This is a genomic window from Cycloclasticus zancles 78-ME (assembly GCF_000442595.1).
Taxonomy (GTDB): domain Bacteria; phylum Pseudomonadota; class Gammaproteobacteria; order Methylococcales; family Cycloclasticaceae; genus Cycloclasticus; species Cycloclasticus pugetii.
Window position 1 is genome coordinate 1,185,903 of the sequence record NC_021917.1, and the last position, 22,079, is coordinate 1,207,981.

A 22,079-nucleotide genomic window follows, 5' to 3' on the forward strand; every position below is an offset into this window, starting at 1 on the left:
ACAAAATTGGAGACAATAAAATGATAATGAAAGATAAGGTAGTACTAATTACTGGAGCAGGTCGAGGTATTGGCCGAGCAATGGCGATAATGATGGCGCAAGAAGGCGCAAAAGTGGTTGTTAATGACTTAGGTGCCGGCGTTGGTGGAGAAGAAACTGGCGAAAGCCCAGCAGAGGAAGTCGTTTCAACTATCCGTGCTGCGGGTGGTGAGGCGGTAATTAATGGTGATAATGTTGCAGAGCTTGATGGTGCAGAGGCTATGATCCAAGCGGCTATCGATAACTTTGGTCGGATTGACACCGTTGTTAATAATGCCGGTATCTTGCGCGATAGAATTTTTCATAAAATGTCACCTGAAGAATGGAACGCGGTGATTAATGTTCATTTGAATGGTAGTTTTAATACGGCTCATTTTGCTGCGAAACATTTCAAACAACAGGAAAGCGGTAGTTTTGTATTTATGACATCAACATCCGGTTTAATCGGTAATTTTGGTCAAGCAAATTATTCTGCCGCAAAAGCTGGTATTGCTGCGTTATCTAAAAGTATTGCATTAGACATGCAGCGTTATAACGTGCGTTCTAATTGTATTTCCCCCTTTGCTTGGAGCCGAATGATTGGAGCGATCCCTGTTGATACACCAGAACAACAAGCCCGAGTTGATAAATTAAAAGAAATGACACCCGATAAGGTGGCTCCAATGGCTGTTTACTTAGCCAGTGATGAGGCCAGTGAAGTGTCTGGGCAGATTTTTGCGGTGCGTAATAATGAAGTTTTCTTGATGGGACAGTCCAGACCATTACGCTCTACTCATCGATCAGAAGGTTGGACGCCACAAACCATTTCAGAGCATGCAATTCCTGCATTGAAAAGTAGTTTCTACCCTCTAGAGCGTTCGCCTGATGTGTTTTCTTGGGATCCGGTATAAAGAAAACACGGCTTTGACGTTAATGAACTGACAGCAACCCCATTAATCAAAACGCTTATGCTAACTATTTGCTTATACAAGCGTTTTTTAATGGGGGGATTTAAAGCCATAACTAGAATTACTTGGAAATTTAAGCAAAGGCTGTATTAATACTGAAAAGATTGAACAGGGTGCAATCTTTCAGTGATTAACAGTATTGCAGCTGACAAGTTATTCAGCAGATTGGCAAATTAGTTGATGCTAGAATTATTAAGATGAAAAGTTAAACGAAGGATTTAAGATGAAAATTGACCCCAAGACGCATGATAAATTTTTCAATATTTTAAAAGCAGTGGTGGCCCCTAGGCCAATTGCCTTTATATCATCACAATCTAAAGAGGGTATTTTAAACTTGGCACCCTTTTCATTTTTTAATGGTGTTTGTTATGTGCCGCCGACTATTAGCGTATCGATTGCACGTTTTGCCGGCGCAAAGTCAAAAGATAGCTTGGTGAATATTGAAGAAACGGGTGAGTTTGTTGTAAACCTTGTTAATAGCGATATTGCCGAAGCGATGAATAAAACAGCCGCTGAATACCCAACAGAAGTGAATGAATTTGAACTGGCCGGTCTAAACACAATGCCTTCTGAGTTGATAACGCCACCGTGTGTTGCTGAGTCTCCGGTTAGCCTTGAATGCCGTTTAAAGCAAGTGGTGCCGATTAACGAAGGAACCCGGCGAGAGTGTGGATTAGTGATCGCAGAGGTGGTTTATTGCCATATTAACGATGAGCTCTATGATGGTCGTTACGTTGATATGAAAGGGCTTGATGTGGTGGGGCGTTTAGGTGGGCATAGTTACTGCCATGTTGATAATCTTTTTGAGATGAAGCAACCGGTTTATAAGGCGGATAAATAGGCTTTATTATTAAAGCAACGACTTGATCGCGCTATCTAGGCCGCCAATCGTTAAGGGGAACATCTTCTCGGCGTTTAGCTGTCGAACGAGGCGGTTAGATTGACGTCTATCCCAGTTTTGTTCGGCATCTGGGTTAAGCCAAGCATTGCTAGGGAATGCGGCTAACAGTCGCTGGAACCAAACGGCGCCCGCTTCTTCGTTCCAATGTTCTACACTGCCGCCAGGGTAGGTAATTTCATACGGACTCATACTGGCATCGCCAACAAAAATAAGCTTGTAGTCACTGGGGTAGCGGTTAATCACCTCAGCGGTAGGGGTGGCCTCATCAAATCGGCGTGTATTATCTTTCCAAAGGTATTCATAGGTGAAATTATGGAAATAATAATACTCTAAATGCTTGAATTCAGCTTTGCTGGCAGAAAAAAGCTCTTCGCAAATACGAATATGGTCATCCATTGAGCCGCCAATATCTAATAGCAATAATACTTTAATGGCGTTGTGGCGTTCAGGCACCATTTTAATGTCTAAATAACCGGCATTGGATGCAGTAGAACGAATGGTGTCGTCTAGATCCAACTCTTCAGCAGATCCTTGGCGGGCAAATTTTCTAAGTTTTCGTAAGGCTACTTTTAAGTTTCGAGTGTTTAGTTCAACACTGTCGTCTAAATTTTTAAATTCTCGTTTATCCCATACTTTGGTAGCTCGACGATGGCGAGACTCATCTTGCCCTATACGTACACCTTCAGGGTTATAACCATAAGCACCAAAAGGCGATGTACCACCAGTTCCAATCCATTTATTGCCACCATGGTGCTCTTCTTTTTGTTCTTCTAAACGCTTTTTAAGCGTTTTCATTAATTCTTCCCAACCTCCCAGCGATTGGATTTTTTGTTTCTCTTCTTCGCTGAGTAGTTTTTCGGCTTGTTTGCGAAGCCACTCTTCAGGAATTTGATTAAAGACATCTTCTAATGCGTGGTCGTACTCAAGCCCATTAAATGTCTCGGCAAATACCTGGTCAAATCGGTCGTAATAACGCTCGTCTTTTACTAAAGCAGTGCGCGATAAATAATAAAAAGCTTGAATGTTAAAACTGGCAAGTCGCTTATCAAGGGCGCTCAGTAAACTAAGCAGTTCTGTAATGCTGACCGGTAAACCGGCCTTGCGCAGGCTGAAAAAGAAAGAAATAAACATATAAGCTATTACTGCTCTTGTTTACGCCTGTTAATAAACGCGATGCGTTCGAATAAGTGGACATCCTGCTCGTTTTTTAATAGTGCCCCGTGTAGCTTTGGCAGAATATTATTAGTATTCGCCTCGCGTAATGTATCAGCGGTTAGCTCTTCAGATAACAGTAGTTTTATCCAGTCGAGCAACTCAGAGGTAGAAGGTTTCTTTTTTAAGCCAGCAATCTCTCGTACATCGAAAAATATACCGAGTGCTTCAGCCAGTAGATCTTTTTTCAGATTAGGGAAGTGAACATTAACAATTTGTTGCATTGTTTCTAGCTCGGGGAAACGAATGTAATGGAAGAAGCAACGCCTTAGAAAGGCATCAGGTAGTTCTTTTTCATTATTGCTGGTGATAATGATGAGAGGCCTATTTTTTGCCTTAACAAGCTCTTGCGTTTCGTACACGAAGAATTCCATACGATCGAGTTCTTGCAAAAGGTCATTTGGGAATTCAATATCCGCTTTATCAATTTCATCAATCAATAATACCGCACGCTTATCTGAGGCAAACGCTTCCCAGACCTTACCTTTAACAATGTAATTGCTAATATCGTGCACACGATCATCACCTAATTGAGAATCGCGAAGACGCGAGACCGCATCGTATTCATACAAGCCTTGGTGCGCTTTTGTGCTGGATTTTATATGCCATTCAATTAACGGTGCATCTAAGGATTTAGCTACTTCAAGAGCGAGTTGCGTTTTACCGGTACCCGGCTCGCCTTTTATTAATAGAGGACGTTCAAGCGTTATAGCGGCGTTAACTGCCATACTCAGTTCTTCTGTGGCAATGTAGTTACTGGTACTTTCAAATTGTTTGTTGCTCATAAAATTACGTGTTAAATCTGAAAAATCTATATTGTAGAGGGTTGTAAGACAATTTAAAGCGGATTTTTCTCGATCAGTTGCTTAGCAATAATAATCCGTTGAAGCTCATTCGTGCCTTCGCCGATGGCGAGTAGTGGCGCATCCCGATAATATCGTTCTACATTAAATTCGGTTGAGTAGCCATACGCACCATGTATGCGTAATGCTTCGGCAGAGTTCTCCATCGCCGCTTCTGTGGCAAATAACTTAGCCATGCCAGCTTCCATATCGCAGCGCTCACCTCGGTCAAATGCGGTTGCGGCAGATTGTACGAGCAGACGAGCCGCTTCGACCCGTGTGGCCATATCAGCTAAATAGATTTGAATGGATTGATGCTGGCAAATGGGTTTACCAAAGGTTTTACGTTGTTGTGAATATTCAATAGAGTCTTTTAGCGCGGCAGAGGCGACACCAATACCTCGTGATGCGACGTTGATTCTACCTAAGGCTAACGCACCTAAGGCATGCTGTAGGCCATGCCCTTCCTGCAGGCCAATCAGGTTTTCCTTTGGCAGTTGGTAGTTATCTAAGAAAAACTCAGCAGTATCTATGCCTTTATAACCGAGTTTTTTATGTTGGCTACCCATTACAAAACCTTCACCTTTGGGGGCGATAAAAAGACTCATACCTTTATGTGCAGGCTTGGATGCGACATTGGTTTTTACCAACAGAGCAAAACAACTACCATGCACGCTGTTGGTAATCCATGCCTTAGAGCCATTAATAATGTAGTTATCACCTTCACGTTTTGCCACAGTATTAATGGCTTGAAGGTCGGTTCCGCAGTTCGGCTCGGTGAGTGCTAATGCGCCGCGTATCTCACCCGAGGCAAATAACGGTAACCATTTGTTTTTTTGCTCTTCAGTTCCAAACCGTTGTACAGACATGGCCATAATCAGATGGGAATTAAACACACCCGTTAAAGACATCCATACGCAGGCAACGCGTTCTACAATTTTTGCATAAGTCGAGACGGGGAGGCCAAGACCACCGTACTGTGGGTCAATAACAGCACCAAATAAGCCCATTTCTTTCATTCCTTCTACAATATCATCGGGGTATTCATCGCTTGCTTCTAATGAACGTACAGATGGTTTTATTTTTATTAAAAACTTATCAACTGCATCTAAGATTAACTGTTCATTTTCATTGTTCATACTCAATCCTGTGATCTATCTAACACTTGTTATAGTATGGTCTTTATGGCGTTATAAAGCGAATAATTAACCATTGAAAATAATAGGCTGAAATGATCAGAGAAGCTGCTGTACTAATCCTGTTAAGGGATACAAAAAAAGGCCCAGAAGTTTGTATGTTACGCCGGGTCGAAACAACAGGTTTTGCAGCAGGGGCTTATGTTTTTCCCGGCGGTGTCGTTGATGAGCAAGATAAACAGCTTAGGTTAAATAATAACCTTTGTTTTTATACAAATGACACTGATTTATCGATACACGCTTATAAAATAGCGGCTATTCGTGAAACCTTAGAGGAGGCGGGCATCCTTGCCGCTACGAGAAATGATGATATTCAGGTTAACGCAGCATTACGTCAAAAACTGCATAAAGGTTATGTGAGTTTTGAGAGCCTGTTAAGGGAGCACCGTGCATCGCTAGATTTAGACAGGGTTATTTTTTATGACCATTGGATAGCTCCCGATGGTACACCCAAGCGTTTTGATACACGTTTTTTTATAGCCAAAGGCTCAATGGGTCACCAAGTTAGTCATGACAATATAGAAACTGACTCGTCTTGCTGGGCCTTGCCTGAAGAGATTTTATCGCTTTATGAGCAAGGCGAGGTTAAGTTAATGCCAGTAACACATGTTCAACTGAAGCGCTTATCGACCTTCAAAAAAGTAAGTGATGTTTTAGCGTTTGCTAAAAAACAGAATAATGTTCCAATCATTGAGCCGCTTCTAAACGTTGACGAAGCAGGCAAGCCAGTCTCCGTCACTATTCATTTGTCAGAAGGGATTGTTGAATACCTTCTTTATAAGGCCAAAGCTTGAGGTTTAATTTGTAATAAAAGTTACTATGTGTAACTTGGGAGATAACTATAGAAGGGGAAGTAGAATGTACAATTTAAGCAAAAAAACCAATTTCTGCGCTAAATTAACATACAGCTGATACCTTATTAATCAGTTCTAAATTGGCTTTACCTGTTTTAGCTTTGAATATGGGGCAATGCGTAATTATTTACTGGTAACAGAGCTAGTGGGTATTGTTTTAACTTTTTTGTCAGTTATATTTCTTAAAATGACATCTCTGGAACATAAGCCGGCACGACTAATCTACCGGCAGTTTTTTGCTTAATTTCTTCAACACTAATACCAGGCGCTCGTTCAATTAAGTGAAAAGCGCCTTCTTTAATGTCCATGACTGCTAAATCGGTAACGACGCGCTTAACACAAGTAGCGCCTGTTAAGGGTAATGTACAGTTGTCTAATAATTTGGAATTATCGCGTTTGTCTGCATGGCTCATGGTAACGATAATATTCTCGGCGCCAGCGACTAAATCCATCGCGCCGCCCATTCCTTTAACGAGTTTGCCTGGAATCATATAAGAGGCAATATTACCTTGTTGATCAACTTCAAAAGCCCCCAGTACGGTTAAATCCACATGGCCGCCTCGAATCATTGCAAAACTTTCCGCCGATGAGAAGAGTGAAGCGCCTAAAGCCGCTGTCACGGTTTCTTTACCGGCGTTGATCATATCTGCATCCACTTGCTCTTCGGTCGGGTAGGGGCCAATGCCCAGTAAGCCGTTTTCTGATTGCAGCATCACTTCAATACCACTAGGTACATAGTTAGCGACTAGGGTTGGAATACCAATACCAAGATTAACGTAATAGCCATCTTTTAACTCTTGAGCCACACGCATGGCGATTTGGTCACGATTTAATGACATTGGAGGCTCCTTAATTTTTAGCTAGAGTGATTTTTTCAATACGTTTTTCGAAACTTCCTTGGATGATTCGGTCAACATAAATCCCGGGAGTATGAATATGGTTTGGGTCAAGCTCACCCACCTCAACAATTTCTTCAACTTCAACAACGGATATTTTGCCTGCGGTAGCCGCCATTGGATTGAAATTCATAGCAGTATTACGGTAAATCAAGTTCCCCGTTTTGTCTGCTTTCCATGCTTTTACAATGGCAAAATCACCGGTAATACTTTCTTCTAAAATATAGTCTCGGCCATTAAACTGCTTAAGCTCTTTGCCTTCAGCGACAAGGGTTCCAACACCAGTCGCCGTATAAAAAGCAGGTATACCAGCACCACCGGCACGCATTTTTTCAGCTAAGGTGCCTTGTGGGGTGAGTTCAACCTCGAGTTCACCAGATAGATATTGGCGTTCAAATTCTGCATTTTCCCCCACATAAGAGGAAACCATTTTTTTAATTTGCTTGTCTTCTAATAACATGCCTAAGCCAAAGTGATCGGTACCGCAGTTATTGGAGACGATAGTTAAACCCTTAACGCCGCTATGTTTAATTTCGGTGATCAAGCCCTCAGGAATGCCACAAAGCCCAAAACCGCCGGCAATAATGGTCATATTATCTGCTAGTCCAGCCATTGCTTCTTGGTAGCTTGATACCACTTTGTTAAAACCACTCATGGCTTTACTCCTGTTTAATTTTTTTATGTATAAGGCTTATTGGTAGACTGCGCCAACTTTACTAAGATTAGGTCCAGCAATTTGCTCGCTAATGTAGTGTCCAGCGGCTACTAATTTTTTTAAATCAATACCAGTTTCAATGCCCATGCCATGTAACATGTAAACAACATCTTCAGTTGAAACATTACCCGATGCGCCCGCGGCATAAGGGCAGCCACCTAGGCCAGCGACTGAGGCATCAATATTTGCCACTCCATACTCTAAACAGGCCAAAATGTTAGCTAATGCTTGCCCGCGCGTATCGTGGAAGTGCAGCGCTAGTTTTTCTGCTGGCACTGCTTTAATAACAGCTGCGATCATTTCACGTGCTTTGATGGGTGTTCCAATGCCTATAGTGTCGCCTAACGATACTTCATAACAACCCATATCAATTAGTGCTTTGGATACTCGAACAACCTCAGCAACAGCTATATCGCCTTCATAGGGGCAGCCTAAAACGCAGGAGGTATAACCGCGAACGCGAACTCCCAAAGCAGCCGCTTTGAGCATGATGGGTTCGAAGTGTTCAAGCGATTGAGCAATACTACAATTGGTGTTTTTTTGGCTAAAGGTTTCTGAGGCGGCAGCAAAAATAGCGACCTCTTTAGCACCACTGTCTATTGCACGTTCAAAACCACGAAGGTTAGGAGTTAATACGATATACGAAGTACCTTCTCTAGGCGGTAATTGTTGTAGAACAGCTTCTGCATCTGCCATTTGTGGCACCCATTTAGGGCTAACAAAGCTGGCTACTTCTATATGCTGAATGCCGGCATCACAGAGTTTGTTTATTAAGGTAGTTTTAACTTCAGTGGGGACAGAGTTTTTAATATTTTGCAAGCCATCACGTGGTGAGACGTCTACAATTCTTACCTGGCTTGGATAATTGCGAAGCATGCTTTACGCCTGTTCCTTAAAAGTAATTAAGGTGGCATCTGCTTCTACAAAATCGTCCTCGCTATAAAATACTTGATCAATCTCACCATCAAAGGGTGCGTTTAAGGTATGTTCCATTTTCATCGCTTCGATAATGGCTAAGGGTTGGCCTTCAGAAACGGTATCAGCATTGTTCACCAGTATTTTCAGTAATTTACCGGGCATTGGCGCAATAATGTTTGAATTAGCGCTCATTATTGACAGGTCGGGTTCGAAAGGGTTCATTTCAGTTAAGGCGTACCAACGGTTTTTCCAAGAAATAAGCAGGCTTGTCTCGTGCCTTAAGACTATAAAACGCTCCCAGCTGCCATTAATTTGTAATCGGATGGCATCGTTAGCCAAGGACTCAGCGATAACATCTAGATCATCGTCTAGATGAAAAATAAAGTGTTCATCATTTTCGGTCACTTTGACTTCTATCTCATCGGTTTCCTCATAGCTAAAGAATAAGCTACGCTGGCTTTGCCCATTGGGTCGCCAACCAGTGGTATCAAACCAAGGCGAATTACCATCAACTGATGTGGCTGCCATTTCCTTAACTAATTGCTTACCCTCAAGAAGACGCTTTACAGTTGCAGCAAGTAAGACATTGTCTGGTAGTTCCACCTCGCTATCTGCAAGAAGCCTGTTTAACTTTTTATCAATGTATTGAGTATCAATCTTGTTTTCAATAAAGTCTGGGTGTGTTGCCAATGTTTCTAAGAAGGCAATATTGTTTTCAACGCCAAAAATGCCGGTTTCGCCTAAGGCATTTAATAAACGTTCACGTGCTGTTTCGCGGTCTTCACCCCAAACCACTAATTTTGCGATCATTGGGTCATAAAACACACTGATGCTGTCGCCTTGTTCTACCCCGGTTTCAATGCGCAGATTTTTATCGCTTGTGGGGAAACGTAAATGCTGAAGTTTGCCGGTGGATGGCAGAAATTGATTGTTAGGGTTTTCAGCATAGAGGCGTGCCTCAAACGAATGACCTGTACGCGGGATTTGCTCTTGTTTTAAGGGAAGGGCTTGACCAGCGGCAACACGAATTTGCCATTCAACCATGTCTTGCCCACTGACCATTTCGGTTACGGGGTGTTCTACTTGAAGGCGTGTGTTCATTTCCATAAAGTAAAAAGAACGGTCTTCACCGACGATGAATTCGATAGTTCCAGCGCCCGAATAACGAATAGCACGTGCCGCATTAACTGCAGCAATACCCATGGCTTGACGTGTTTTTTCGTCTAAGAAGGGCGAGGGAGTTTCTTCAATAATTTTTTGATGACGACGTTGTAAGGAACATTCGCGTTCGTGTAAATGTACGTAGTTTTCATGGCAGTCACCAAATATTTGGAACTCTATATGACGAGGCTTGCTGATATAGCGTTCGAGTAAGACACGGTCATCAGCAAAGGCATTCATCGCTTCACGTTTTACTGAGTCTAGCAATTTAGCAAACTCAGCGGCTTTGTTAACAACACGCATGCCTTTACCACCACCGCCAGACACCGCTTTTATTAATAAGGGGAAGCCTACTTTTTCAGCTTGTTTTTGCAAGTGTTCTGGTGCTTGATTTTCACCATGATAACCAGGCACAACCGGCACATTGGCAGCTTCCATAAGCGCTTTTGCTGCATCTTTAGCGCCCATTTTTTCAATACAGTCAGCGGAGGGGCCAATAAAGGTAATTTTCGCCTCTAGGCAGGCACGTGCAAAGTGGCTGTTTTCAGATAAAAAACCATAGCCAGAATGAATCGCATCAATGTTTTTCTTTTTAGCGAGTGCCAGTAAGTCATCCGCTTTTAGGTAAGATTCATCTGGCCTTGAAGCACCAATATAATAAGCCTCATCAGCTAGTGTTACATGGCGTGCATGACGGTCTGCGTCGGAATAAACAGCCACACTGGTGATGCCCATTTTTTTTAGTGTGGAGATCACCCGACAAGCGATTTCACCACGGTTTGCTATGAGTATTTTTTTAAACATTCGATCAATTCTCTACATTCTAAAAACGCCGAAATTGGCTTTTTCTATTGGCGTTTTAGCGGCTACAGCGAGTGATAGGCCGAGAATTCGGCGAGTATCTCGTGGGTCGATTAAGCCATCGTCCCAAAGGCGAGCGGTAGCAAAATAGGGGTTAGCTTGCTCTTCAAATTGGGCCAAGATAGGTGCTTTGAAGTTTTCTTCCTCTTCATCAGCCCAGCTCTCGCCAGCGGCTTCAAGTGCATCACGTTTAACTGTTGCCAGTACAGCGGCTGCTTGCTCGCCACCCATGGTTGAAATACGAGAGTTTGGCCAGCTCCAAAGCATACGTGCGCCAAACGCACGGCCACACATGCCGTAGTTACCGGCGCCATAGGAGCCACCAATTAACACGGTGAACTTTGGCACACTAGCGCAAGACACAGCGGTGACCATTTTGGCACCATTTTTTGCGATACCTTCTTCTTCGTATTTTTTACCGACCATAAAGCCAGTAATATTTTGTAAAAATAGAAGTGGAATGCCACGTTGATTGCACAACTCAATAAAATGCGTGCCTTTCAGTGCTGAGGGTGAAAATAAAATACCATTATTGGCGATAATGCCAACTGGGTAGCCGTGGATATGGGCAAAACCACACACTAGCGTTGGGCCATACAGCGGTTTAAATTCTTGGAATTCAGAACCATCTACTAAGCGGGCAATAATTTCGCGTATGTCGTACGGTTGTTTTGGGTCTTTAGGAATAATGCCTAAAATATCGTCGCTTGGATATAAGGGCTCGCGAGACTGACGAACTTTTACTTGAAGCTCTTTGGTTTCGTTGAGGTGTTCAATAACGTTACGTGCAATAGAAAGGGCATGTGAGTCATCTTCAGCAATATGGTCGGTAACGCCCGATTGCTTACAGTGTAGCTCTGCGCCGCCTAGCTCTTCAGAAGACACTTGTTCACCGGTAGCGGCTTTCACTAAAGGTGGCCCACCTAAAAAGATAGTGCCTTGTTCGCGAACAATAATAGATTCGTCACACAACGATGGGATATAAGCACCGCCAGCGGTACAGGAGCCCATTACCACGGCAATTTGCGGAATGCCATCGGCTGACATTCGTGTTTGGTTATAAAAGAAACGGCCAAAATGTTCTTTGCCGGGGAATACTTCGTGCTGTAGAGGTAAAAAGGCACCGCCAGAGTCAACCAAGTAAATACAGGGTAGGCGGTTTTCAGCGGCAATTTCTTGTGCTCGTAGGTGCTTGGTGACGGTGAGTGGGTAATAAGTGCCACCTTTAACCGTGGCGTCATTCGCAATAATCATCACTTCGCCACCGTGGACACGGCCAATGCCGGTAATGATGCCTGCTGCCGGTGCAGCATTATCATACATGCCATAAGCGGCTAACTGTGATAACTCTAAAAAAGCACTGCCTGGGTCCAGTAAGGCTTTAATCCGGTCCCTTGGCAGTAGTTTATTGCGAGCTAAATGCTTTTTACGTGCACGCTCGCCGCCACCTTTGGCAGCGGTGGTGATGCGTTCGTTAAGCTCATCAACAAGCGATTCCATTTGAATCGTGTTTGCTTTGAAATCAGCAGATGCTGGTTCAATTTTTGATTTAATGACCGGCATTGTTTACCTTAATAATTGTTAAGTGCTCAGGGTTAAATTATTTCAATTGCCATTGCAGTGGCTTCACCGCCGCCAATACATAACGTGGCGACCCCTTTAGTCAGTTGCCTAGCTTTTAATGCGTGAATTAATGTGACTAGAACGCGCGCGCCTGATGCACCAATCGGGTGACCTAAGGCGCATGCACCACCATTAACATTCACTTTGTCAGGGTCTAAATTAAGCGTTTCAATGGCTGCCATGGTGACTACAGCAAAGGCTTCATTTATTTCAAATAAATCAACATCGTTAATAGCCCAGCCCGATTTTTCTAATACTTTTTGAATAGCAACAATAGGCGCGGTGCTGAACCAATCAGGATCTTGTGCATGTACTGCTTGCGCGGTGATGGTTGCAAGCGCTTGCAGGCCTTGTTTGCGCGCTTCATCTACATCCATTAATACCAAGGCAGCCGCACCATCAGAAATAGACGAGGCATTGGCGGCGGTAACCGTGCCATCTTTTTTAAAAGCAGGACGTAGTGTTTTGATTTTATTAAGGTCGGCTTTAGCCGGTTGTTCATCAGTTGCATAGCGCGTTTCAGCTTTACGATTTTTAACGACAACCGGTGTTATTTCAGATTCAAAAGCCGTTGATTGAGTCGCTGCATTAGCTCGCTGTAATGAGGTAATGGCAAAATCATCTTGTTGTTCACGCGTGAAGCCGTATTTTTCTGCGCACAGTTCAGCAAATGAACCCATTAATTTGCCATGTTTAACATCTTGCAGGCCGTCGTGAAACATATGATCAATCATTTCGCTGTGGCCCATTTTAAGGCCCCCACGTAGTTTGGTTGAAAGGTAGGGAGCATTAGTCATCGATTCCATGCCACCTGCGACCACGCAGTTAGCATCGCCCGCTAATATTTGGTTATAGCCGTACATCACCGCTTGCATGCCAGATCCACACATTTTGTTAACAGTATTACAAGGGACCGATAGCGGTAGACCTGCTTTTAATGAGGCTTGCCGTGCGGGTGCTTGGCCTTGTCCGGCAGGTAATACGCAGCCCATATGCACGCTGTCTACTTGAGTGGGTTCAATATGGCTGTCTTCGATAGCGGCGCTTATGGCGTAACTGCCAAGGTCTGATGCGCTAAGCGAGGAAAATTGACCTTGAAAACTACCTAAAGCCGTTCGTTTGGCGGCAACAATAACAACGCTTTTTTTATTCATATCTATTTTGTATCTTCAAATAATTCACGGCCAATTAACATCCGACGAATTTCGTTGGTACCGGCGCCAATATCATAAAGTTTGGCATCTCGTAGTAAACGGCCAGTAGGGAACTCATTAATATAGCCATTACCGCCTAACGTTTGGATGCCTTCTAAGGCAACTTTTACAGCATTTTCTGAAGCAAATAGTAAAAGCCCAGCAGCATCTTTACGTGAATCATTGCCTTTGTCATATTGTTCAGCCACACGATAAGCAAAAGCTCGCGTCGATTGAAGAGCAACGTACATATCAGCCATTTTTCCTTGCATTAGCTCAAACAGGCCAATAGCTTTACCAAATTGTTTCCGTTCATGAATATACGGTAAGCAAATATCCATGGTGGCTTGCATAATGCCGATAGGGCCACCGGATAACACCATGCGCTCGGTATTAAGGCCGCTCATTAGAACTTTAACCCCTTCGTTAACGTTGCCGAGTACATTTTCTTCAGGAATTTCACAGTTTTCAAAAACCAATTCACAGGTATTAGAGCCACGCATACCGAGTTTATCTAGTTTTTGTGCGGTTGAAAAACCAGGCATGCTCTTTTCTACAATAAAAGCAGTCATGCAACGTGAACCAGCTTCTGGCCCAGCAGTGCGCATATAAACAATCAATACGTCAGCATCAGGGCCATTGGTAATCCACATTTTGTTACCGTTGGCGACCCATTTATCACCCTTTTTTTCGGCTTTACAACTCATCGAACCAACAACATCTGAACCAGCCCCGGGCTCAGACATAGCTAATGCGCCAATATATTCACCCGTACATAGTTTAGGTAAATATTTATGCCGCTGTTCCTCACTACCATTTAGGTAAAGGTTGTTTAAGCAAAGGTTAGAATTAGCGCCGTAAGATAAACCGATAGAGGCAGAGGCTCTTGATATCTCTTCCATGACGACAAGGTGTGATAGGTAATTTAGCCCAGTTCCACCGTATTCTTCAGGAATAGTCATGCCTAATAAACCGATGTCTCCAAAGGCACGCCAAAGTTGATTTGGAAATTCATTGTCTTTATCAACAGATTCAGCGAGTGGGGCGATTTCACCGTTTGCAAACTTACGTACAGCCTCACGTAACGCATCCACTTCATCATTAATTTGAACATTAAAAGTCATTGGATTTCCTTGTGTTTATTTGAGTTATTGTATATTGCGTTTGCCGGATCATATCACTATACTCATTCTAACGCTAATTAGAATCTAATCTACATTAGATTTAAATTATGGCTTCATCAAAGGGTTAGGTTCAGTGACAAATACAATAAAAAAAAGCTCCGTTACCCGTCAGTTAATTTTAGATGCAGCGGCTAAAAAATTAAGTCAGCATGGCTATCATGGAACTTATTTAAAAGATATTGCAGAATCAATAAACATGCAGGCAGGGAGTTTGTATTATCACTTCAACTCAAAAGAAGCTTTAGTGCAGGAAGTACTTAATAAAAGTGTCCATCTGATCCGAGATATTGTTGAATACGAAGTAGAACAGTTGGCTAAGGCGCCTTCTTTTCCTGACTTGTTACGGGCTGCTATTCGGGGGCATTTAATCGCTATCTTGCGGCACTCGGACTATACCTTAGCCAGTATTAGAAATTATGGGCAAGTGCCAGAAACCGTTCATAATGCGGCACAACCTGACCGTGATGCTTATGAGAATTTTTGGCGTGATTTATTCGAGCAAGCTGAAAAAGATGGTGTTATACGTACAGGGGTAGATAAGCATTTATTGCGTCTTGCCATTTTCGGGAGTATGAATTGGGCAAGTATTTGGTATGTTGATAGTGGCGCAAGCGTGGAAGCAATTGCACAATCACAAGCTGATTTGTTTCTTAATGGTTGTTATGTAGATGGAGAGCACCGTGCAGTATAAAAATATAATTATGGATATTGATGATAGAGGGGTGGCTTATGTGACCTTTAATCGACCAATCGTACACAATGCTATGAGTGCTGATTTTATCCAAGAGATGCAACATATTTGTGCCACTGTGGAATTGGATGCTGCTGTTCGTGTGGTTGTTTTAACCGGAGCAGGTAAAACATTTTGTGCCGGCGGTGATTTAAAGTGGATGGAAAACAATATCAGTAAAACAAGAGCGCAACGTGTAGAAGAAACTATCAAACTTGCAAAAATGTTAGCGGCTTTAAACAACTTAAGTAAACCTATAATAGGCCGTATTCAGGGGCCAGCTTATGGCGGTGGTGTTGGTATGGTGTCGGTGTGCGATATTAATATCGGCGTTGAGACAGCAAAATTTGCCTTAACAGAAGTGAAATTGGGGCTGACCCCCGCGACTATTTCACCGTATGTCGTTAAACGAATTGGTGCAGCAAATGCACGCAGAAACTTTTTAAACGCAAGAGTGTTTGGTGCGACGGAAGCAAAAACAATCGGCCTTTTAACAGATGTTGTAACAGTTGGTGAACTAGATCAAGCGATAGAAACAGAAGTAAAAATGATTTTAAAGTGCGCGCCTGGAGCGATTGCCTCGACTAAAAAACTCATTGACTATGTAGATACCCATACGGCAGAAGAAAATGCAATTTACACGGCCGATAATTTGGCGGATGCCTGGGAAACAGAAGAAGGTAAAGAAGGCATAGAAGCCTTTTTAAATAAACGCAAAGCAAGCTGGGCTTAAGTTTTTAGTCTTAGGAGTGGTATTGAATGAATTCAATTTATTTTTCTGAAGAGCACACGATTTTACGCAATCAGATTCGACGATTTGTTGAACAAAAGGTAGTGCCTGTTGCTGATGAATGGGAAGAAAAAGGCTATATCCCGAGAGAAATTTTACAGCAAATGGGTGATTTAGGCTTTCTGGGTATTCGTTATTCAACTGACTATGGTGGTAGTGAAATGGATGCTTTGGGGTCTGTTATTTTGGCTGAAGAACTTGGCCGCTCAACCTTTGGCGGTTTAGCAGTGACGGTGCTAGTACATACAGATATGGCGTCCCCTCATTTAGATAATTTTGGTAATAAACAGCAATTAAATAAATACATGAGCGAGATTATCTCTGGACAAAAAATTACCGGTGTTGCGGTAACAGAACCGGATGTTGGCTCTGATGTTGCTGCGATGAAAACCCGTGCAGTAAAAGACGGTAATGACTATGTGATAAACGGTTCAAAAATGTTTATTACCAATGGCGTACACGGTGATTTGTTTTTTGTTGCTGCTAAAACAGATATGGATGTCAAACCGTCGCGCGGCATTACTATATTTGCGGTTGAAAAAGGCACCCCGGGGTTTAGTGTTGGTAAAAACCTTAAAAAAATGGGTTGGTTATCGTCAGATACTGCGGAGTTAATTTTTGATAATTGTCGCGTGCCAGCAGACAATATAATCGGCGAGCTTAATAAAGGCTTTTATTCCATTATGCGTAATTTCCAAAACGAACGCCTTGTGTTAGGTGCCCAGTCAATGGGCGAGGCTTCTAAAGCGCTTGAGCTAACAATGGACTATGTGACAACACGTAAAGCATTTGGTGGTGTGCTATTTGATAAACAAGCGATACGTCAGCGCTTAGCCGCATTGGCGGCGCGTGTTGAGGCGGGTAAGCAACTTGTTTATCATTCTGCTTGGTTAGATGCACAAGGGCTTGATTGCATAAAAGAAGTCTCTATGGTGAAAGCCTACTGCGGTGAACTGGTGAATGAAGTCATGTATGACTGTCTTCAATTTCATGGTGGTTTTGGCTATGTTCGTGAAAGTGCAATAGAAAGAATGTATCGTGATGCTCGTATTCAAGCTATTGCCGGCGGTGCTACTGAGGTAATGCTCGAAGAAGTTTCAAAAAGAATGATTAATTAAATAAAAGGAATAAAAATGTCAGAAGGGTTTAGTGTTGAAGAAATGAAGGTGGGGCAGTCTGCCTCTATGAGCAAAACAGTGACGGAAGCAGATATTATTTTATTTGCCGGTATTACGGGTGATTTTAACCCCGCTCATATTGATGAAGAATATGCCAAACAAAGCATGTTTAAAGGACGAATTGCTCATGGCATGCTGTCAGCAGGCTTTATTAGTGCAACATTAGCGATGAAATTGCCTGGGCCGGGCAGTATTTATTTAGGCCAAAATATGAAGTTTAAAGCACCGGTTAAAATTGGCGATACGGTTAAAACGACGGTCACCATTACTGATATTAATATCGATAAGAAAATTGTTAAATTAGATACGGTATGTATGGTTGGAGAGACAAAAGTAGTTATTGGTGATTGTGCAATGATGAAACCATAGTTTTTTGAGTACGAAGCGTACTCGGTAAAACATTATAAAAATAATATAGAGATAGTTAGGCTTGGGGGGATACATGCCAGTACAACAAATGCTTCAGGAAAAAATGGTGAGCGTTAGCGAAGCGGTAGCGTTAGTTAACAGTGGCGACACCATTGATTATGGGTTTAGTGTTACGCAATCAGATATATTTGATACTGAGTTAGCCAAACAGAAAGATCGATTAAAAGATGTGATTGTTAGAGGTACATTGTCGGTCGCTGCTAGGCAAATTATTGAACAGGACCCAGATCAACAGCACTTTGAATATCAAAATTGGCATTTTTCTGGCTACGATAGAAAAAAATCTGAGCAAGGAGTGGTTAGTTATATCCCCTTTAATTTTGGAGAAGGCCCGCATATCTATCGCGAATATTTAAAAACAGATGTGTTGGTATTAAAAACATCACCGATGGACCAGCATGGTTATTTTAATTTTGGTGTTTCCAACACATTTGCACGAGCGTGTTGTGATATAGCGAAAAAAATTATCATAGAAACATCCAGCGCCATTCCTGTTTGTTACGGTAATGAAAACACCGTTCATATCAGCGAGGTAGCGGCTGTTTTTCAAGGTGATAGTGCGCCATTATTTGAGTTACCAAGCGCACCTATTAGCGATATTGACCGGCAAGTCGCTGATTATATTGTGCCACTGATAAAGGATAGAAGTTGCTTGCAAATTGGCATTGGTGGAATGCCAAATGCGGTATGTTCTGCTTTAGCACATTCAACTATCAAGGACCTCGGGATTCATACGGAGATGTTTGTTGATGGGATGGTAGATCTGGTTGAAAAAGGAAAAGTAACAGGGAACTACAAGCAAACTTATCGTGGTCAAATTGTCTATACCTTTGCGTTGGGTTCCAAAAGAACGTATGACTTTATTCATAAAAATGCATTGTGTGTCAGCATTCCTGTGGATGAAACAAACCTGACAAACAAAATTGCACAAAATGACAATGTGATTTCTATTAACAACTGTTTGCAAGTGGATTTAACCGGTCAAGTGGCCTCAGAGAGTAATGGTCATCGGCAAATTTCAGGTACTGGGGGGCAGTTGCAATTTGTCCGAGGGGCAGTGGCTTCTAAAGGCGGGAAGTCGTTTATCTGCCTTTCATCTAGGTTTATGGATAAAGAAGGCCAACCTCGCTCTAGAATTGTGCCCGGGCTAGAAGAGGGGACCGTCGTGACGACACCTAGGTCGGATACGATGTATGTTGTGACCGAATTTGGTATTGTTAATTTGAAAGGTAAAAGCATCAGTGAAAGAGCATTAGCACTGATCAGCATTGCGCATCCCGATGACCGTGAAAGCTTGTTACAGCAAGCCCGTGACAGTGGCATTGTGTCACGTCGTTATTGCTAGCCTGCAGCTATTAAGTGGATAAAAAATTGAGCTATAAAACAGTTAAATTAGAAATAAATAATAAAATTGCAACGGTGACGTTAAATGACCCTGCCTCACGTAACGCGATTACGGACCCTACGTTATTAGAAGAAGTTAAAACGGTTTTTATGGGTATTCAAGATAACCCAGCTGTATCGGTTTGTATTTTGACCGGTGAAGGTAAAGGGTTTTCCTCGGGTGGTAATGTTAAAGACATGCTCAATCGAGAAAAAATGTTTGCAGGTGATCAGTTGGCGCTGCAAAACAATTATCGTAAAGGCATTCATAGTTTATCTAAATTACTGTACTGCATTGAAATACCGATTATTGCAGCTGTTAATGGTGCGGCGGCCGGGGCAGGTTTTGATATGGCCTTATTATGCGACATTAGAATTGCCTCGGAACGAGCCAGTTTTTGCTCTTCATTTTTAAATTTAGCCGTTATTCCTGGCGATGGTGCCTGCTGGTTGTTACGTAAAACCGTAGGTGCACAAAAGGCAGCAGAATTAATTTTGACGGGCAAAACAGTGGCTGCCCAAGAGGCCTTGGAAATGGGGCTTTTATTAAAGCTAGTTGAACATGACCAACTGATGACAGCCGCAACAGAACTGGCAAGCAGTATTGCAGAAAAATCACGCGAAACACTCGTGGTCACTAAACGATTACTAAGATCAACCGATAGCTTAAGTTATGCCGATCACTTGGATCTTTGTTCAGCAAATCAAGCGATGTTTCACCATACCGCTGAGCACCAAGCAGCGTTAGAAAATTTTTTCAATAAAAAATCTAATAAATAACAATAAATAGTTTATTTAACTTACTGTTTATATTGGTTTAATTTAAATAAATTTTTCTCGTAATTTTTAAATGAGACGGTTGGTTTTTTTTAAAGAGCGCGCGATAAATTGTGGTGTTGAATACATAAAGGAGCAGGTTTATGAGTTTAAAAGCACTATTTGAACCGAGATCAGTGGCGGTTATTGGCGCCTCATCTAACCCTGCGCGAATCGGTGGGCGACCGCTAGACTATTATTTAAAGGCTGGTTTTAAAGGACGTATTTATCCTGTCAACCCGAAAAGAACGGAGATTCAAGGCTTAAAAGCATACCCTAATATCACATCGATTCCCGATCAGGTTGATTTAGCGGTACTAGCTATTTCAGCTAATTTGGTGGCTGAGGCTTTAACAGCGTGTGGCGATAAGGGCGTTAAGGCAGTTGTGCTTTTTTCCGCTGGCTTTTCTGAACAAGGTGAGGCGGGTGATTTATTACAAGTTCAACTGGACCACATTGTGCAGCGTTACGGTATGCGCATTCTTGGACCTAATTGTTTAGGTTTATACAATGGAGATGCCGGAAACTGTCCTACCTTTACCTCTGGTTTGGAAGGGGGCTTTCCAATCAACGGGCGCGTTGGCCTGATTACTCAATCGGGCGCATACGGCACACATTTGTTGACGATGGCCAAAACTCGGCGTTTAGGGGTTTCAAAATGGGTATCCACCGGTAATGAATCAGATTTGACGGTGGCCGAGTGTCTGGAATATTTGATCGATTCAGAGACAGTTGATGTCGTTGGTTGTTATATGGAAGGGGTTAAAAAGCCAAAAGTATTGATTCGCGCGCTTGAAAAAGCGCATGCTAAAGGTAAAGCGATTGTTATTATGAAGGTCGGCGTATCCGAGGTTGGTTCAAAGGCGGTTCAATCGCATACAGCATCGTTAACAGGCTCCGATGCAAGCTTCCAAGCACTAATTGATCAATACGGTGCGCAACGTGCGAAAACAACCGAGCAAATGTTTGATATCCTCTACGCCTTCAGTATTTCGCCACCTGCCAATGGCAATAAATTAGGTATTTTAACGGTATCAGGTGGTGCAGGGGTACTAATGGCAGATGCCGCCGAGGAAGTCGGTCTTCCTGTGCCGCCAATGCCTATAGAGGCACAAAAAAAGCTTATTGCGAGAAATCCGTTATGTGCACCGCGCAACCCAATTGATGTCACCGGTAGTGCGCTTAATGACTTTTCCTTAGTGGGTGAAAGTTTAGCGGCCATGTGCGAAGAAGGCCATTATGACTTGTTGGTTGCATTTTTTACCTCATGGGTCGGCTCACCAGCACATGGAGATAAGCTTTTTGATGCCCTAGATACGGGTATGAAAACGCATAAAAAACCATTTGCTGTGATTGGCCAGTCAAGCGAAAGTATTAAAGAAAAATATGAATCTGCGGGGATGATGTTCTTTGAAGACCCCTCAAGAGCAATTGCGGCCTTATCAGCATTAGCCAAGTTTAATACGGCCTTTCAAACAGTTAATGAAGATCAAAGTGTATTACCCTCTATTCCAACAACCGAGTGGCCGGCAGGAAAAATTAGTGAAGCGCAGGCCAAACGATTGATACAACAAGCGGGTATCCCTGTATTAAAAGAAAAGGTTGCTAGCACTGCAGAAGAGGCAGTTCTATGTGCTAAAGAGCTTGGCTTTCCTGTCGCCATTAAAATTGTTTCAGCCGATATTGCACATAAATCCGAAGCCGGAGGTGTCGCACTTGATCTGCTAAACGAGCAATCTGTGCGCACGGCTGCACATTCAATGTTTAAAACGGTGGCTGAACGTGAACCGACGGCCAATATCGAAGGACTTCTGGTGAGCCCAATGATTAAAGAGGGCGTTGATTTTATTGTTGGTACGCAACAGGATCCTACAATTGGGCCGATTATCATGGTTGGCCTCGGGGGTATTTATACAGAAGTTTTAAAAGACCTTAGTTTGTCGTTGGCACCGGTTACGCCAAACAAAGCTTTATCAATGTTGACATCATTACGTGGTGCGGGCATTTTTCAAGGAGCCCGTGGCGAAGCTGTGATCAATATACAAGCAGTTGCTGAGGTGGTGAGTCGATTGTCTGTATTGGCGGTGCAAAAAACTGAGACGGTCGCAAGTATTGAGATTAACCCCCTACGTGCGATGGCTGATAAAGTAGTCGCTTTAGATGCGCTCGTCCTTCGTATGGATGAGGCAAGGCATTATTAAAGTTATTGAA

General features: G+C 42.8%; 20 protein-coding genes. 10 read left to right on the plus strand and 10 right to left on the minus strand.

What is annotated here, in order from left to right:
• Positions 1-20 precede the first annotated feature (20 nt).
• Positions 21-929, plus strand: coding sequence for an SDR family NAD(P)-dependent oxidoreductase (locus CYCME_RS05805; protein ID WP_015006051.1), 909 nt, complete (start codon positions 21-23; stop codon positions 927-929).
• Between the two features lie 280 nt (positions 930-1,209).
• Complete coding sequence (locus CYCME_RS05810) at positions 1,210-1,827, plus strand: flavin reductase family protein (protein WP_015006050.1); 618 nt, start codon at positions 1,210-1,212, stop codon at positions 1,825-1,827.
• 9 nt (positions 1,828-1,836) lie between these two features.
• Here the strand turns inward: CYCME_RS05810 and CYCME_RS05815 are convergent, their stop codons facing one another.
• Genes CYCME_RS05815 through CYCME_RS05825 form a run of 3 tightly spaced genes read right to left on the minus strand, consistent with a single transcriptional unit; the run spans position 1,837 to position 5,080 of the window.
• Positions 1,837-3,018 carry a vWA domain-containing protein gene (locus CYCME_RS05815; protein WP_015006049.1) on the minus strand — a complete coding sequence of 394 codons (1,182 nt, stop codon included), beginning with the start codon at positions 3,016-3,018 and terminating at the stop codon, positions 1,837-1,839.
• An 8-nt stretch (positions 3,019-3,026) separates the two neighbouring features.
• Positions 3,027-3,884 carry an AAA family ATPase gene (locus CYCME_RS05820; RefSeq protein ID WP_016390175.1) on the minus strand — a complete coding sequence of 286 codons (858 nt, stop codon included), beginning with the start codon at positions 3,882-3,884 and terminating at the stop codon, positions 3,027-3,029.
• Positions 3,885-3,937: 53 nt separating this feature from the next.
• On the minus strand, positions 3,938-5,080 hold the full coding sequence (locus CYCME_RS05825) for an acyl-CoA dehydrogenase family protein (protein ID WP_020932396.1): 1,143 nt from the start codon (positions 5,078-5,080) through the stop codon (positions 3,938-3,940).
• A gap of 92 nt (positions 5,081-5,172) precedes the next feature.
• On the opposite strand from CYCME_RS05825, the gene CYCME_RS05830 reads away from it, so the two are divergent.
• Positions 5,173-5,931: an NUDIX hydrolase gene (locus tag CYCME_RS05830; protein WP_020932397.1), complete on the plus strand. Its 759-nt coding sequence runs from the start codon at positions 5,173-5,175 to the stop codon at positions 5,929-5,931.
• 242 nt (positions 5,932-6,173) lie between these two features.
• On the opposite strand, the gene CYCME_RS05835 is transcribed toward CYCME_RS05830, so the two are convergent.
• From CYCME_RS05835 to CYCME_RS05865, 7 genes are read right to left on the minus strand one after another with little or no spacing between them, the layout of a single operon-like run.
• Positions 6,174-6,830, minus strand: coding sequence for a 3-oxoacid CoA-transferase subunit B (locus CYCME_RS05835; RefSeq protein WP_020932398.1), 657 nt, complete (start codon positions 6,828-6,830; stop codon positions 6,174-6,176).
• 10 nt (positions 6,831-6,840) lie between these two features.
• The gene (locus tag CYCME_RS05840) at positions 6,841-7,542 is read right to left on the minus strand and encodes a CoA transferase subunit A (RefSeq protein WP_020932399.1); all 702 of its coding nucleotides are present in this window, start codon (positions 7,540-7,542) and stop codon (positions 6,841-6,843) included.
• A 36-nt stretch (positions 7,543-7,578) separates the two neighbouring features.
• Positions 7,579-8,478: a hydroxymethylglutaryl-CoA lyase gene (locus CYCME_RS05845; RefSeq protein WP_020932400.1), complete on the minus strand. Its 900-nt coding sequence runs from the start codon at positions 8,476-8,478 to the stop codon at positions 7,579-7,581.
• Between the two features lie 3 nt (positions 8,479-8,481).
• Complete coding sequence (locus tag CYCME_RS05850) at positions 8,482-10,485, minus strand: acetyl/propionyl/methylcrotonyl-CoA carboxylase subunit alpha (RefSeq protein ID WP_020932401.1); 2,004 nt, start codon at positions 10,483-10,485, stop codon at positions 8,482-8,484.
• Positions 10,486-10,497: 12 nt separating this feature from the next.
• Positions 10,498-12,105 (minus strand): carboxyl transferase domain-containing protein, encoded by a 1,608-nt coding sequence (locus CYCME_RS05855; RefSeq protein ID WP_020932402.1) that lies wholly within the window; start codon positions 12,103-12,105, stop codon positions 10,498-10,500.
• A gap of 32 nt (positions 12,106-12,137) precedes the next feature.
• Positions 12,138-13,319 carry a thiolase family protein gene (locus CYCME_RS05860; RefSeq protein WP_020932403.1) on the minus strand — a complete coding sequence of 394 codons (1,182 nt, stop codon included), beginning with the start codon at positions 13,317-13,319 and terminating at the stop codon, positions 12,138-12,140.
• Between the two features lie 2 nt (positions 13,320-13,321).
• Entirely contained in the window at positions 13,322-14,482 is a 1,161-nt protein-coding gene (locus tag CYCME_RS05865; protein ID WP_015006039.1) for an isovaleryl-CoA dehydrogenase, read from the minus strand.
• 133 nt (positions 14,483-14,615) lie between these two features.
• On the opposite strand from CYCME_RS05865, the gene CYCME_RS05870 reads away from it, so the two are divergent.
• From CYCME_RS05870 to CYCME_RS05900, 7 genes are all read left to right on the plus strand, one after another.
• Positions 14,616-15,233 (plus strand): TetR/AcrR family transcriptional regulator, encoded by a 618-nt coding sequence (locus CYCME_RS05870; protein WP_020932404.1) that lies wholly within the window; start codon positions 14,616-14,618, stop codon positions 15,231-15,233.
• Positions 15,223-16,005, plus strand: coding sequence for a crotonase/enoyl-CoA hydratase family protein (locus tag CYCME_RS05875; RefSeq protein WP_081651237.1), 783 nt, complete (start codon positions 15,223-15,225; stop codon positions 16,003-16,005). Before CYCME_RS05870 ends, CYCME_RS05875 begins: the two co-directional genes overlap by 11 nt.
• A 26-nt stretch (positions 16,006-16,031) precedes the next feature.
• The gene (locus tag CYCME_RS05880; RefSeq protein ID WP_020932406.1) at positions 16,032-17,180 is read left to right on the plus strand and encodes an acyl-CoA dehydrogenase family protein; all 1,149 of its coding nucleotides are present in this window, start codon (positions 16,032-16,034) and stop codon (positions 17,178-17,180) included.
• A 15-nt stretch (positions 17,181-17,195) separates the two neighbouring features.
• Positions 17,196-17,609: a MaoC family dehydratase gene (locus tag CYCME_RS05885; RefSeq protein ID WP_015006035.1), complete on the plus strand. Its 414-nt coding sequence runs from the start codon at positions 17,196-17,198 to the stop codon at positions 17,607-17,609.
• Positions 17,610-17,682: 73 nt separating this feature from the next.
• The gene (locus CYCME_RS05890; RefSeq protein WP_041932913.1) at positions 17,683-19,014 is read left to right on the plus strand and encodes an acetyl-CoA hydrolase/transferase family protein; all 1,332 of its coding nucleotides are present in this window, start codon (positions 17,683-17,685) and stop codon (positions 19,012-19,014) included.
• Between the two features lie 26 nt (positions 19,015-19,040).
• Positions 19,041-19,832 (plus strand): enoyl-CoA hydratase-related protein, encoded by a 792-nt coding sequence (locus tag CYCME_RS05895; RefSeq protein ID WP_020932408.1) that lies wholly within the window; start codon positions 19,041-19,043, stop codon positions 19,830-19,832.
• Positions 19,833-19,972: 140 nt separating this feature from the next.
• Positions 19,973-22,069 carry an acetate--CoA ligase family protein gene (locus tag CYCME_RS05900; RefSeq protein ID WP_020932409.1) on the plus strand — a complete coding sequence of 699 codons (2,097 nt, stop codon included), beginning with the start codon at positions 19,973-19,975 and terminating at the stop codon, positions 22,067-22,069.
• The last annotated feature ends 10 nt before the right edge of the window (positions 22,070-22,079 follow it).